Consider the following 14,135-nt stretch of genomic DNA (forward strand, 5'->3'; position numbering starts at 1 on the left):
CTTTTTTATGCCGCATCGTCCGTTTTCAACCGCTCTGACATCCACTGGTCAATGCGCGCGATCTGCTCAGCACTCAACCGCAGCCCCAGCTTGTTGCGACGCCAGACCACGTCCTCGGCGCTGCGGGCGTATTCTTTGTCCATCAGCCATTCCAATTCTCGCGCGGTGAGGGTTGCACCGAAGTCTTCACCCAAATCAGCGACGTCTTTTGCCTCCCCCAACACGACACGCGCCTCTGTCCCGTATGCGCGGATCAAACGGGCCGCCCATTTCTCAGTGAGGAACGGATAGTCCCGGATCAACACCTGCTTGAGGTCCTGCACGCCATCGACGGGAAAGTCTCCGCCCGGCAAAGCCACGCCCGCTGTCCAGGGTCCCGGCAGGTTCGGGAAATGCTCGGCGACTTTCTCCAGCGCGCTCTCCGCCAGGCGACGGTAGGTCGTGATCTTGCCTCCGAACACGTTCAAAACAGGCGCCCCACCCTGCGCATCAACCTTCAATGTATAGTCCCGCGTCGCCGCCGTCGCGCTGCTGGCCCCATCATCATAGAGCGGCCGTACGCCCGAATAGGTCCAGACGATATCGTCCTGCGTCACCGGTTTCTTGAAATACTTGGTTGCGAACTCGCACAAGTAGGTCTGTTCGGCCTCGGTGCAGACCGGAGGCTCAGAGGGATCCGAATGGTCCTGATCCGTCGTACCGATCAGGGTAAAATCCTGCTCATATGGGATTGCGAAAATGATGCGGCCATCTTCGCCTTGGAAGAAGTAACACTTGTCGTGATCGTAGAGCTTCTTTGTCACGATATGACTGCCGCGCACCAGACGAACTCCTTCGCGTGAGTTCACCCGGATCTTGGTCTGGATGATGTCCCCTACCCACGGGCCGCCTGCATTGATCAGCATTCTCGCACGGATCAGTTGGCTTTCCCCGGTCGCCCGGTCGCGGATGGTGACATGCCACAACTCGTCAACTCGTTCGGCCGAGACAACTTCTGTCCGCACCATAATCCGCGCTCCACGGGATTCGGCGTCGCGCGCGTTGAGAACCACCAGACGCGCATCTTCGATCCAGCAGTCCGAGTATTCATAGGCTGTTTCGAACTTGCCCTGCAAAGGACCACCTTCCGGAGCGCTGCGCAGATCCAGCGACTTCGTTCCCGGCAAAATTTTACGCCCCCCAAGGTTGTCGTACATGAACAGACCCAGACGAATCAGCCACGCGGGGCGACGCCCGCGCATCCAGGGCATGACGGTGCTGAGCAGCTTCGATGTCGGCGTCTCGGAATCAAAGCGCATGTCCTTGTGATAGGGCAGCACAAAGCGCATCGGCCAACTGATATGAGGCATTGCGCGCAGCAACGTCTCACGCTCGATCAGTGCCTCGCGCACCAGCCGGATCTCAAAATACTCCAGATAGCGCAGCCCGCCATGAAACAGTTTGGTCGAGGCTGACGACGTCGCCGAAGCAAGATCATTCATCTCGGCCAAGGTAACAGACAGCCCCCGTCCCGCCGCATCCCGCGCGATGCCGCATCCGTTGATCCCGCCGCCGATGATGAACAGGTCGCTGATCTGATCGTCCGTCGCTTGCATGGCTTGTGATTCCCTATCCAATCTGGTTGCGCGCATTAATCAGCACTGCATTCGTATAATCAATGTTTATGTTCGTTTATTTTCGCTTTGCAACACAACTATGAATATTCTGCATATCAGCTTGCTTATTTTGGTCAAAAGAAGAAAAACGAAAACACATCATCTGAATGGGTCCAAACATGTCGCTCTCTTTCCGCCAATCCGACATTCTTGAGATCGCCAGCACCGAGGGCCGCGTTACTGTTGACGGTTTGGCCGAGCGGTTTGGCGTGACGGTCCAGACAATCCGCCGGGACCTGTCCGAGCTGGCTGATGCCGGGAAGCTGGACCGCGTACATGGCGGGGCTGTCTTGCGCTCCGGCGTCTCCAACATCGGGTATGAGGATCGCCGCACCCTGAATGCAGACGCCAAGACCCGAATGGCGAAGGCATGTGCCAATGACATTCCGGACGGAGCGTCGGTCTTCATGAATATCGGCACCTCGACCGAGGCCGTGGCGCGGCAGATGCTGAACCACAAGGACCTGATGGTGGTTACGAACAATACGAACGTCGCCAATATTCTCGTCGAAAACCCCGATTGCGAGATTGTGTTGGCGGGTGGTGTCCTTCGTCGCTCGGACGGAGGGCTGGTGGGCAACCTTACTGTCTCAACGATCCTTCAGTTCAAGTTCGACTATGCGGTGATCGGATGCTCGGCGCTGGACCCCGAAGGTGATCTGCTGGATTTCGACTTTCAGGAAGTCCAAGTCAGCCAGACGATCATCGCGCAGGCCCGGCGCACGCTGCTGGTGGCCGATCATTCAAAATTCCAGCGGCTTGCCCCTGCCCGCATCACCTCGCTGGCCGAGATTGATGGCTTCTACACCGATGAGCCGCTCACGCTCGACCTCTCGGCAAAATGTGCAGAATGGGGCACGGGTCTGATCGTCTGTCCTGACTGATCCGCACTGCCTCGGGTTCGGAAACGCTAGGTCCCATCACAAAGTCATTGACGAGACAGGGGCCTACGTCTGAGGATGAGACAACCTTCCCGACAGGAGGCATCGAGCATGGGACTTTTGGGGCAGCCGCTAGGCTACTACGACTATCTGACATTCGTGGCACTGATCCTGCTTCTGGCAGCGGTTATGGCGTTGTTTCTCTTCCTTATGGGGCTGCCTGGACGGATCGCGATCAAGCGCAATCATCCACATGCCGAAGCCGTCAAGATCATGGGATGGATGGGTTTTTTGGCCGTTGTCCCGTGGGTTCATGCCTTCATGTGGGCGTTCCATGACGGCGTGACGGTCGACATGCGTCGCGGTCCGGACGAGGAGAAAGACGCAATCCGCAAGGATATCGAACGCCTTGGCGGTACGGTCAAAGAAGAATACCAGGCTGCGCCTGACGAGACGCAGAAAAGCTAAGGCCAAAGGAAACACTCAGACATGTTCGTCGCCCTCGGCATTACGCTGTTTTACATCATTTTCGTCTGGTTCATCTTCTTCAAGATGGAGTGGCTCAAGTTCAACATCGCCTGGGGAATTGTGTCATTCTGGGTCGGTGCGCATTTGCTGCTGATCTTCCTCGTCGCGCTGCGCTTCTTTCAGCCCTTCTCGGTCGACAGCCATGTCGTGCGATCTACGATTCAGATCGTGCCAAAACTGACCCAGCCGACGATTTTGACCGAAGTCTTAGTCGAGCCGAACACTCAGATCACCAAGGGCGATCCGCTCTATCGTTTTGACGACACCGTGTTTTCGCTGGCCGTCGACAATGCCAAGGCGCAACTAGTCGCCGCCGAGCAGAACGCCAAGATTCTAGAACAGGACGTTGTGGCTTCAACCGAAGCTGTGGAACGCGCCAACGCGCAGCTTGCCTATGCGCTCCCTGTCAATCGGCATTGAATAATGACCCCCCATCGGCGTCCAAATTTGACCCCCCTTGGAGCTAAGAGGGGCGTTGAGGGGGTCGTGTTTAGGTTGATTCAGGAGGGGGTGGACAGCAGGTCAAACCGAAAAGAGAGCGTAGCTCGACTGAAGGTTTGACCTGCTGTCTGTTTTGAATTTATTCCCCGATTTCGAGGTTAGTCGCGGTGGTTAATTCGCCAGCTTTCGTTCCCGGTTTCGATGATATCGCAATGGTGTGTCAGTCGATCCAGGAGAGCAGTGGTCATTTTGGCATCTGTGAACACACTCGGCCATTCAGCAAATGCGAGGTTGGTTGTTAGCAGAATAGACGTTCGCTCGTACAGTTTGCTGATGAGATGGAAGAGTAATCGTCCACCAGACTCTGCGAACGGCAGATAACCGAGTTCGTCTATAATCACGAGGTCGACGCGGATCAGCTGCTCGCTGAGCCGCCCGGCGTTGCCTTCGCGATGTTCAGCCTCCAGCTTGTTCGCGAGATCCACAGCGCTGAAGAACCTGACCCGCCGGCGGTTATTGACCGCGTGGCCCCCGATCGCTGTTGCGAGATGCGTTTTGCCCGATCCGGTTCCACCGACCAGCACGCCATTCCTGGCCTGGTCCATAAAATCGCCGTCATGAAGATTGCGCACGACTTCCTCGTTGACGGGGCTGACCGTGAAGTCGAACTCAGGTAAGGACTTGCAGACCGGGAACTTTGCGGCACCCATCTGATACCGGATCGAGCGCGCAGTCTTTTCGGCCAGTTCGGCCGTGAGGAGTTCGGCCACGACCTGTTGGGGCCGCCAGTTGTTTTTGGCTGCGGCCTGCATCACTTCGTCAAAGCAGTTGACGATGCCTGGCAACTTCAGTTGACGGGCAAGTTCGAGAATTTCCTTACGCAGTTGCATGGGAGCCTCCAAGCCTGTCATAGCGAGCGCAATCCGCGATCGGTGCCATTTTCAGCTGCAGGTGGGCAGGCGGCTCAATCGCCTTTGGCGGCGGGGGATTGGTGCGCCGAGAGACAATGTTCAGGATCGCATCGGCCTTGCGCAGGCCAGATTTTAGAGCTTCTTCGCAGGCAGCCTCGACCACATCAATGTCGTGCTGGTAAGCAGCGAAAAGAATATCGGCAAGTTGCCGGTCTCCGTCGGATGTGCCCCGCAGATGGGTCCAGATCTGCGTCATTGCCGGTGGTAGGTCCCAGTCACGGAACGGTGCTCCATTGCGCAGAGCGCCAGGCTTGCGCTTGAGGACGGGCACATAGTGCCAAGGGTTGAAGATCGTTTTTCCTCGGCCGAAGCACCGTTCGTGCTCTCCGACAATCTCACCGTCTTGGCGCAGGACAATCCGCGTGGCGTAGACCTGCAACTGGACCTGACGTCCAACAGCTCTTGCCTCAACGCTGTATTTGTTTCTTTCGAAGTTGATCAGGCAGGTTCGGCTCACGGCGACCGTCTTTTCACGGAACCCGACGAAGGGCTTCTGCAGATGCGTCAGCAGCGGCTTTTCCTGCTGGAACTCCTCCCAGACCGTCACCTCCAGGTTTTCCGGATGCCGCAGTTCTTTTGCGCGTTTGATCGCGTCTTTTTGCAGCCGGGCATTCAATTCATCGAAGTCGGCCACCTCCAGACGCGGTGTAAAACTATAGGCGCGGCTCTCCTTGACCAGATTCTCAACCTGACCCTTCTCCCAACCGGCCGCGCGCGTACAGGCGATCGGGTTCACCAGATGATGAGAACACATCCGGGAGAATGCCTTGTTGAACTTTCTTTCCTTGCCCGACAGGATCGCATCGACGGCGGTCGTCATGTTATCGTAGATCCCGTTGATGCAGCCTCCACCAAAGAATTTGAAGGCCTCGTCGTGGGCATCAAAGACCATCTCCTGCGTCTCGCGCGGATAGGCAATGGAGAATGGCATGCGGCTATGGCAAAGTTTGAAATGGGCAACCTTCACGGTCGTGAGTGCACCGTCCATCAAAACCGTCTCCACACTCCAGTCGAACTGGTACGCCTCCCCAGGATCAAAGATCAGCGGGATGAACGCCTGCGCCTGTTGTCGGCCGTGCGCAATGCGCCAATTCTTTGTGTAGCGTCGAACACTGTCATACCCGCCGCCAAAACCATCATCGGAGAGTTCCTTCCAGATTTTGGTCATCCGCTTGCGGTGTTTCTTCGGAAGCGCCTCGTTCTCCTCAAGCGTTTCATCCAGACGCGCGCGCCAAGGCCCGAGCACCGGGTATGGCTGCGATTTGCGCTCATATTTGAACTCCGTCACTCCCGATCGGATTATCTTTCGAACCGTTGCACGGCTCAAATTGAGCGAACGGCAAATTTCCTTGATGCTCTTTTTTTCGATCAGGTGTAAGCGACGCACTTTTCTAATAGTTTCCACGCAAATCATCCCGCTTGCCTCTCCATCGACTGCTCAATGAAAAGGATGTCTACAACCATAGGGAGGGGTCAAATTTGGACGCCGATTTCCCCGCTTAGGGGGTCAAAATTGCACGCTTTTCTACAGCGAAATTCAGGCTTTGGAAGATGACCATCCTGTCACGGAACTTTGGCAGGTCATGACCGGTCAAGCAAGCGGTCGGACAGACGACAAGCAGATCACTCTGTTCGACAGTGTCGGCTTCGCCATCGAGGACTTTTCGGCTCTGCGCGTCATCAAGAGTGCGGTCGCGGAGACTGACTTCTTCGAACCGCTGGACATGCTGGCCGACCCTGACGATCCCCGCGATCTGTTTGGAATGCTCATGCGCGCGGGCTAACCCGCTTCCGATTCCGCTCCCGTTCAGTGTCAAAATGGGGGCTCTGCCCCCGCCGCCCGTTCCGGGCGACTCCCCCGGGATATTTTTAGCCAGATGAAGAAACGGATCGTTAACCTAGATTCGGTATTCGTCTTTTGCGGTACAGGCGGGGACGCCGATGACCGCGCCAGGTGAAGCTCTCCAACGTTGATATTGGAGAGCGGATCCCTACTTCATTTGGCTAAAAATATCCCGGAGCGCGAGGCAGAGCCTCGCAAACTCCTAGCCTGCCAAAGACGGCAAGTAGAGAACGATGCCCGGAAATGCCACAAGCAGCGCAATAGTGGCCGCGTCCGCCAGGAAGAACGGGGTGACCCCCTTAAAGACATCCTGAACGCTCAGGTCTGGCCGAACCCCTGCAACTACAAAGCAGTTCAGACCAATGGGTGGCGTGATCAGACAGAATTCGGCCATTTTCACCACCAATATCCCAAACCAGATCGCGCACATTGGGCCGGACATGCCAAAAGCGCTGTCTGCGGCGCTGACGGTTTCCCCTCCGTTCAGGGCCATAACAGCGGGATAGACGACGGGTAATGTCAGCAGCAACATCCCGATGGCATCCATGAACATCCCCAACACGGCATAGGCCAGAAGGATGCAGATCAGGATCAGCATCGGCGACATCTCAAGCGAAGTGATCCAATCCGAGAATGCACCCGGAAGGTCTGCAAAGCCCAGGAACCGCACGTAGATCAGCACGCCCCAGATGATCGAGAAAATCATGGCCGTTAGCTTCGCTGTCTCTAAAAGAGCCGATTTGAATTCGGGCCAGCGCATGCCATGAACCAGTGCGAAACAGAAGACGATGAACGCGCCTATGGCTCCGCCTTCGGTCGGGGTGCCCCAAGCCTGTTCGCCGAATGGGTTGTAGACGAAACAGATGATGATCAGGATGACGGCAACGATCGGGATCGCCCCAGGAAGCGCTTGGAACCGCTGTTTCCAAGTGAAACCGGTGACAGGAGGGCCAACGGATTTGAACACAACCGCGATACCGACAATGAGCAAGCCATAGATCACGGCAGAAAACGCTCCGGGAATGAAGCCCGCCAGCAGCAGCTTGCCGACGTCCTGTTCAACGATGATGGCATAGATCACAAGGATGGCTGACGGCGGGATCAGCGAGGCCAGCGTCCCCCCAGCAGCGACAACGCCTGCGGCGAAGCGCTTGTTGTAGCCAACGCTCAGCATTTCGGGAATTGCGATGCGGGCAAACACGGCCGACGTGGCAACTGAGGCGCCAGAGACGGCAGCAAACCCTGCCGTGGCGAATATGGTGGAGACCGCGAGGCCTCCGGGCACCCAGGCGATCCAACGTTTGGCCGCTTCGAAAAGCGCGCGCGTCAAGCCCGCGTAGTAGGCAAGGTAGCCGATCAGAATGAAGGTCGGGATCAGGCTGAGCGTATGGGCGGCAACCTTAGAATGCGGCACCTGCCCCGCCGTTTTGACGGCAACGGTGAGAGCTTTGCCAAACCGGTCGGGATCGTACCCGAACTTGGCCCAGAATATCCAAACCAAGCCGAACAACCCGGCCAGACCTGCCGCAAAGGCCACTCGCATGCCCGTGACAACAAGGACCAGCAGCCCAGCCGTTACCCAAAGGCCGATGTCAATCGTGTCCATCTGCTAGTCCTGCCCTTCGAACTGCTCTGCCTCTGCGGCAGCCTGTGCGGCGGCGTCTTGGATCAAGGGCACCGCCACGGGTGCCTCAAGCCCCAGAACGAACGCGCGGCCATAGCCCCAGATCTGCAGAACTAACCGGAGCGACAAGACCGAAAACGCCACCGGTGCCAGTAGTTTTGCAGGCCAAAGCGGAATGCCGATGTCGATTGAGCTGTCGCGGCTCCACATCGGCGCACCGAAATCAAAGGATCGGTCAAAATGGGACCAGCTGCCCCAGACTAATGCCAGCATCAGGACAAGGATCAGGATGACCGAGATTAGCTCGAACAACCACAGCGCCCGTCCGTGCAGACGCGAGATCACAATGTCCATCCGGATATGGCCGCCATCGCGCTGCACGTAAGAGATGCCGAGAAAGGCGATCAGTGGCATCGCCTGTTCGATCCAATCCACATAGCCCGGCAACGGCGCGTTTATCGCGTTGCGGCCGCTGACCGAGACGACGGCCAGGACCATCAGTCCAAAGACGGCTATTCCGCTGATCAAGGCGAGAGCCCGCTCCACCTTCAGCAAGTGCTGATCGATCTGGCTGAGGCGACTGCCATCCTCCAGCACCGTGGCCTGTACCGCCATTCCGGTGATCCCCTTTGTCAAGAAAGGCCGGGCGCAGGGACGCGCCCGGCGTATTCGATCAGTTGCCGCCGCGCTGTTGCGTCAGCGTGGTCTGAACCAGTTCGTAGAGGTCCTGCGCTGGCAGGCCCTGCGCGCTCATATCTGCAATCCACTGCTCGCGGATCGGATCGGCCGCCTTAGCGCGGAACTCTTCAATGACCGCGTCGTCGATCATAACCTTCTGCACGCCCTTTTCTTCCAGAACGCTGTCCCATTGCTCCAGAAGCCCAGCATAGTTGGCCAGATAATGCTCAATGGCCTCATCGATTGAACTGTCGAGAGCTTCGCGGTGCTCAGGCGACAGCGCTTCATACGCGTCGATATTCGCAACCACCGGGCAATTCACAGTGCCGGGGTTGAGGTTTGCCGTCCACCAATCCGCCTCATTGATCGTACCGAAGGACAGATGCGCGTGCTGCGCGAAGGCGACGGTATCGACCACACCCGATTCCATGGCGTTGAACGCCTCAGTCGCAGGGACCGAGGTTGGTACACCGCCCACGGCCTCAAACGCTTTGCCCAGACCACCTGTTGCGCGTACGCGCATGCCTTCGAACGCGGCCAGATTGTCGCGTGGATCGCCGGTGCCGACCAAATTGTACTGCGGCATGGGCGAGGTCATCAGAATTCGCGCATTCCATTGCGCCATTTCTTCAGCCACCGCTGGGTGATCATAGACCGCATGGCTGACGGCAACCTCTTCTTCCAGATTGTTCACTCCCAGAAACGGCAGTTCCAGCACGGTAATCGCGCGGTTCTTGTCGCGGTGATAACCGGCACAAAACTGCGCGATCTCGAATGCGCCGATCTCGATGCCATCCAGGTTTTCGCGCGGCTTCGACAGGCCGCCATAGCTGACATTGATCGTGAACTCTCCACCGGTTTTTTCCGAGACCAGCTCGGCCAGTTTTTCGACATGTTCGGTAAAGGCGCGGCGCTTGCCCCAGACCGAGGCGTTCCATTCGGTGGCTGCGGCCTCGGACACGAAGGCAACGCCAAGGGCGGCGACGGCGGCACCGCTCAGCATCTTTTTCATAATATCTTCTCCCTTTGATGCGCCCCCTCCCGAGGCGCTTGGAAAGATGCTAGCGCCAACATGTATATGTGCCAACCCCTGCGTCCTGATATGTCGCTAACACGCGATATGTCCGGTGTATGTAACATGCGATCTGTCCGGTTCTATTCTGTCTCTGAGAGGAGGCGTTATGAACCGAGCAGAAGTGTTACAGGAAGTTCGACTGATGAAGTTTGAAGATGTGTATTCGCGGCGAAGCGCGAACAAGCTGACGCAAGAACAGGCGGCTGAGATACTGGGTGTATCCGTGCGCACCGTCAGGCGTTGGGAGGATCGATTTGAGGCGGATGGTGCAGAAGGTCTGTACGACCGTCGGCTTGGCAAACTGGCCAACAATCGTGTTGCCACGGATAAGGTCATGGAGATGCTTGAACTGTTTGATACCAAGTACTGGGATTACACGCCGAAGCATTTCCACGAGAAGCTGGTGGCCCACCATGGTTTCACACAGAGCTACAACTGGGTGCGGCTTACACTGCAGCGCCACGGCCGGGTTCAGGCAGCACCCCGACGAGGTGCCCATCGGCGCAAGCGGCCCCGCCGTCCGATGGTTGGCATGATGTTGCATCAGGACGGCTCCAGCCATGAATGGGTTCCGGGTCAGTGGTGGGATCTGATCGTCACCATGGACGATGCCACCAACCGGGTTTATTCGGCATTCTTTGTCGAGGAAGAAGGGACGATGAGCAGTTTTCAGGGGCTGACAGAGGTGATCGAGGCGCAAGGTCTGTTTTGCTCGCTCTATGCCGATCGGGGCTCTCATTACTGGCATACGCCCGAAGCGGGCGGCAAAGTGGACAAGGACAATCTGACCCAGGTCGGGCGCGCCTTGCAGCAACTCGGCATTGAGCTGATCCCGGCCTATTCACCGCAGGCCCGTGGACGGTCTGAACGCATGTTTGGCACGTTCCAGAACCGATTGCCGCAGGAACTGCGGTCCCATGGGATCACAACCATTGAAGAGGCCAATCAGTTCCTGAAAGAGGTCTATCTTCCCGAACACAATGCCCTGTTTGCAAAGGAGCCGGAGGATACGACCTCGGCCTTCGTGCCGTTTACAGGCAATGTGCGCGACACCCTGTGTGTGCAGGAAGACCGCGTCGTCGGCAACGACAATACGGTGCGCTACAAGGGCCTGGTCATGCAGATCGCGGCAGACAGGCACCGTCATCATTTCGTCAAGGCGAAGGTCAGGGTCCACGAATACCCCGATGGTCAACTGGTCATCTTCCACGGCCCGAGATGCATTGGCCGCTACCAGCCTGACGGATCACCCATCACACAGGAGGATAGCAAACACAAAGTCGCGTGACCCGCTTCGACGTGGCGCGAACGCGGTGGCCCAAATCTACGGTCGCCTACGGCTCCCTCCGAATTGGGCCACCGCGCAATCAACTGAAGCGGACAATTGGCATGTTACCTACACCGGACAATTCAGAATGTTCTCGACACCCCTGCGTCCTGATAGGTGATTTTCAAGCACATCTTTTGACTCTTGTTGTTCGACGACATAACTGCGGATCACCACGGAAACGCCCCTCTTGGGCCGGTTAAAAAAATTACATCTTTAACGTTGTTTTTTCACTTTATTTTTTAGAAAGTCGAAATTTTTTGACTAATTTACTTCGTTCGGAAAAATTTCTTTACAAACAAATCCAAGGAATACGGCAATTTATTTCATTATTTTCTGAACCCGGCCATACTTCGATTGGGGAGGAACGGGATCGACAATGCTCAAATAACGGGCAAGAGACGTCCCATAGTTATCCAGCCTAGAGGGAGGAGCCTCAACATGACCACCGCTGCCCAGGCAGATGCCAAGACCTATCCGCCAACCGCAGAGACCGTTGAGCGGGCGCATGTCGATGCCGCGAAATATGAAGAGATGTATGCCGCATCGGTTAGCGACCCGGACGCGTTCTGGGGCGAACACGGCAAGCGGATCGACTGGATCAAGCCCTTTAAGCAGGTCAAGGATGTCAACTACGATTTCGGCTCGGTCAAGATTAACTGGTATGCCGATGGTACTCTGAACGTCTCGGCCAACTGCCTGGATCGCCATTTGGAAACGCGCGGCGATCAGACCGCAATCATCTGGGAGCCGGATGATCCAAATGATGCTGCCCAGCACATCACCTATGCCGAGTTGCACCGCCGCACCTGCCGCATGGCCAATATTCTAGAATCCATGGGCGTACGCAAAGGTGATCGCGTCATCATCTACCTTCCGATGATCCCCGAGGCCGCCTATGCCATGCTGGCCTGCGCGCGCATCGGTGCGATTCACTCGATCGTTTTTGCAGGCTTCTCGCCTGACGCTCTGGCGGCCCGTGTCAACGGTTGCGACGCCAAAGTCGTCATCACCGCAGATGAAGCCCCGCGCGGCGGCCGCAAAACGCCGCTGAAATCGAACGCTGACGCGGCATTGCTGCACTGCAAGGACAGCGTAAAATGCCTGGTCGTCAAACGCACAGGTGGTCAGACCACTTGGATCGATGGGCGTGACTACGACTATAACGAAATGGCGCTTGAGGCTGATGACTATTGCGCCCCAGCCGAGATGAGCGCGGAAGACCCATTGTTTATTCTGTACACGTCGGGTTCGACCGGCCAGCCCAAAGGTGTGGTTCACACTACCGGCGGCTATCTGGTCTATGCCGCGATGACTCATGAGATCACCTTCGACTATCACGAAGGCGATGTGTACTGGTGTACGGCAGACGTGGGTTGGGTCACTGGCCACAGCTATATCGTTTATGGTCCGCTGGCCAATGGTGCCACAACCCTGATGTTCGAAGGCGTGCCGACCTACCCGGATGCAGGTCGTTTCTGGGAAGTATGTGCCAAGCACAAGGTCAACCAGTTCTATACGGCTCCAACCGCGATCCGCGCCCTGATGGGACAAGGAAGTGAGTGGGTCGAAAAGCACGATCTCAGCGACCTCAAAGTTTTGGGTACCGTGGGTGAGCCAATCAATCCCGAAGCCTGGAACTGGTACAACGAGGTTGTCGGCAAGGGCAAATGCCCGATCGTCGATACCTGGTGGCAGACTGAAACTGGTGGTCACCTGATGACCCCCCTGCCCGGCGCGCATGCGATGAAGCCCGGCTCGGCGATGAAACCGTTCTTTGGCATCGAACCGGTGGTCTTGGACCCGCAATCCGGTGTCGAGATTGAAGGAAACGGTGTCGAAGGTGTTCTGTGCATCAAGGACAGCTGGCCCGGCCAGATGCGCACCGTCTGGGGCGATCATGAGCGGTTCGAGAAGACCTATTTCTCGGACTACAAAGGCTACTACTTCACCGGCGACGGCTGCCGTCGTGACGAAGGTGGTGACTACTGGATCACCGGCCGCGTCGATGACGTGATCAACGTCTCGGGCCACCGTATGGGTACTGCCGAGGTCGAAAGCGCGCTGGTGGCGCACGCAGCAGTGGCCGAGGCCGCCGTGGTAGGCTATCCCCATGAAATCAAAGGACAAGGCATCTATTGCTATGTCACTCTGATGAATGACCGTGAGCCTTCGGATGAGCTGCTCAAAGAACTGCGCACCTGGGTCCGGACCGAGATTGGCCCGATCGCCTCGCCTGACGTCATTCAGTGGTCCCCAGGCCTGCCCAAAACACGCTCGGGCAAGATCATGCGGCGAATTCTACGCAAGATCGCCGAGAACGACTTTGGCTCGCTGGGCGATACGTCCACTCTGGCCGATCCGTCGGTCGTCGACGACCTGATTGCAAACCGAGCGAATAAGTGAGGGCATAATGGACGCTGCGACCATGACAACTCCTGCTGTTCTCATCCTTCTCGGCCCTCCGGGCGCCGGGAAGGGCACTCAGGCGCGCATGCTGGAAGACAAGTTCGGGCTGGTGCAACTCAGCACCGGTGACCTTCTGCGTGCGGCTGTTGCTGCAGGCACCGATGCCGGAAAGGCGGCGAAAGTCGTGATGGAGGCCGGCGAGCTGGTCAGCGACCAGATCGTCATCGACATCCTGCGCGATCGCATGGCGGAACCCGACTGTGCCAAAGGGGTCATTCTCGATGGCTTCCCCCGCACCACCGTTCAGGCCGAGGCGCTGGATGGTCTTCTGGCTGAAAAAGACCAGAAGATCAGCGCCGCGATCAGCCTAGAGGTGGAGGATGCCGAAATGGTGATCCGGATCTCGGGCCGTTACACCTGCGCCGGTTGCGGTGAAGGCTACCACGACACGTTCAAGAAACCGTCGGTCGACGGCACTTGCGACAATTGCGGCGGGACCGAATTCAAGCGCCGGGCCGATGACAACGCGGAAACCGTTGCCTCACGCCTCAGCGCCTATCACGCACAGACAGCCCCACTGATCACCTACTACGACGGTCAGAGCGTTCTGAAGCGGACGAACGCCATGGGCAAGATTGAAGACATCGCGCGCGACCTGGAGGAAATCGTCGCCAGCGAGGTGAACTAAGGGAGGGAGACAGGC

General features: G+C 57.3%; 12 protein-coding genes and 1 pseudogene. 7 read left to right on the forward strand and 6 right to left on the reverse strand.

All coding sequences use genetic code 11. The annotated features are described in order from the left end of the window. Positions 1-5 precede the first annotated feature (5 nt). A complete protein-coding gene (gene glpD, locus ACOERD_RS16540; protein WP_419740158.1) occupies positions 6-1,595 on the reverse strand; it encodes a glycerol-3-phosphate dehydrogenase in 1,590 nt (529 codons plus the stop codon). Positions 1,596-1,774: 179 nt separating this feature from the next. Between glpD and ACOERD_RS16545 the strand changes: the two genes are divergently transcribed. The 3 genes from ACOERD_RS16545 (at position 1,775) to ACOERD_RS16555 (ending at position 3,484) form a co-directional block, all read left to right on the forward strand. Continuing rightward, complete coding sequence (locus tag ACOERD_RS16545; protein WP_419739760.1) at positions 1,775-2,539, forward strand: DeoR/GlpR family DNA-binding transcription regulator; 765 nt, start codon at positions 1,775-1,777, stop codon at positions 2,537-2,539. Positions 2,540-2,647: 108 nt separating this feature from the next. Further along, complete coding sequence (locus tag ACOERD_RS16550) at positions 2,648-3,004, forward strand: DUF3302 domain-containing protein (protein ID WP_170376673.1); 357 nt, start codon at positions 2,648-2,650, stop codon at positions 3,002-3,004. Positions 3,005-3,025: 21 nt separating this feature from the next. Then, a complete protein-coding gene (locus ACOERD_RS16555; protein ID WP_419739761.1) occupies positions 3,026-3,484 on the forward strand; it encodes a biotin/lipoyl-binding protein in 459 nt (152 codons plus the stop codon). 179 nt (positions 3,485-3,663) lie between these two features. Here the strand turns inward: ACOERD_RS16555 and istB are convergent, their stop codons facing one another. Both istB and istA read right to left on the reverse strand, forming a co-directional pair. Further along, positions 3,664-4,395, reverse strand: coding sequence for an IS21-like element helper ATPase IstB (gene istB, locus ACOERD_RS16560; RefSeq protein WP_419737606.1), 732 nt, complete (start codon positions 4,393-4,395; stop codon positions 3,664-3,666). Next, positions 4,382-5,890: an IS21 family transposase gene (gene istA / locus ACOERD_RS16565; protein WP_419737605.1), complete on the reverse strand. Its 1,509-nt coding sequence runs from the start codon at positions 5,888-5,890 to the stop codon at positions 4,382-4,384. Before istA ends, istB begins: the two co-directional genes overlap by 14 nt. 103 nt (positions 5,891-5,993) lie before the next feature. Here istA and ACOERD_RS16570 point away from each other — a divergent pair. Then, a pseudogene (locus tag ACOERD_RS16570) lies at positions 5,994-6,260 on the forward strand (ornithine cyclodeaminase); the annotation flags it as partial. Between the two features lie 261 nt (positions 6,261-6,521). On the opposite strand, the gene ACOERD_RS16575 reads toward ACOERD_RS16570, so the two are convergent. The 3 genes from ACOERD_RS16575 to dctP are packed head-to-tail and all read right to left on the reverse strand — an operon-like array spanning position 6,522 to position 9,633. Continuing rightward, positions 6,522-7,925: a TRAP transporter large permease gene (locus tag ACOERD_RS16575; protein ID WP_170376654.1), complete on the reverse strand. Its 1,404-nt coding sequence runs from the start codon at positions 7,923-7,925 to the stop codon at positions 6,522-6,524. Between the two features lie 3 nt (positions 7,926-7,928). Next, a complete protein-coding gene (locus ACOERD_RS16580; protein ID WP_419739762.1) occupies positions 7,929-8,558 on the reverse strand; it encodes a TRAP transporter small permease subunit in 630 nt (209 codons plus the stop codon). Positions 8,559-8,616: 58 nt separating this feature from the next. Beyond that, positions 8,617-9,633 carry a TRAP transporter substrate-binding protein DctP gene (dctP, locus tag ACOERD_RS16585; protein WP_419739763.1) on the reverse strand — a complete coding sequence of 339 codons (1,017 nt, stop codon included), beginning with the start codon at positions 9,631-9,633 and terminating at the stop codon, positions 8,617-8,619. Between the two features lie 169 nt (positions 9,634-9,802). On the opposite strand from dctP, the gene ACOERD_RS16590 reads away from it, so the two are divergent. The 3 genes from ACOERD_RS16590 (at position 9,803) to ACOERD_RS16600 (ending at position 14,120) form a co-directional block, all read left to right on the forward strand. Next, the gene (locus ACOERD_RS16590) at positions 9,803-10,984 is read left to right on the forward strand and encodes an ISNCY family transposase (protein WP_419737631.1); all 1,182 of its coding nucleotides are present in this window, start codon (positions 9,803-9,805) and stop codon (positions 10,982-10,984) included. 480 nt (positions 10,985-11,464) lie between these two features. Further along, positions 11,465-13,429 carry an acetate--CoA ligase gene (acs, locus tag ACOERD_RS16595; protein ID WP_419739764.1) on the forward strand — a complete coding sequence of 655 codons (1,965 nt, stop codon included), beginning with the start codon at positions 11,465-11,467 and terminating at the stop codon, positions 13,427-13,429. A 7-nt stretch (positions 13,430-13,436) separates the two neighbouring features. Continuing rightward, positions 13,437-14,120 carry an adenylate kinase gene (locus tag ACOERD_RS16600; RefSeq protein WP_419739765.1) on the forward strand — a complete coding sequence of 228 codons (684 nt, stop codon included), beginning with the start codon at positions 13,437-13,439 and terminating at the stop codon, positions 14,118-14,120. Positions 14,121-14,135 lie beyond the last annotated feature (15 nt).

The organism is Ruegeria sp. (assembly GCF_965199275.1).
Taxonomy (GTDB): Bacteria; Pseudomonadota; Alphaproteobacteria; order Rhodobacterales; family Rhodobacteraceae; genus Ruegeria.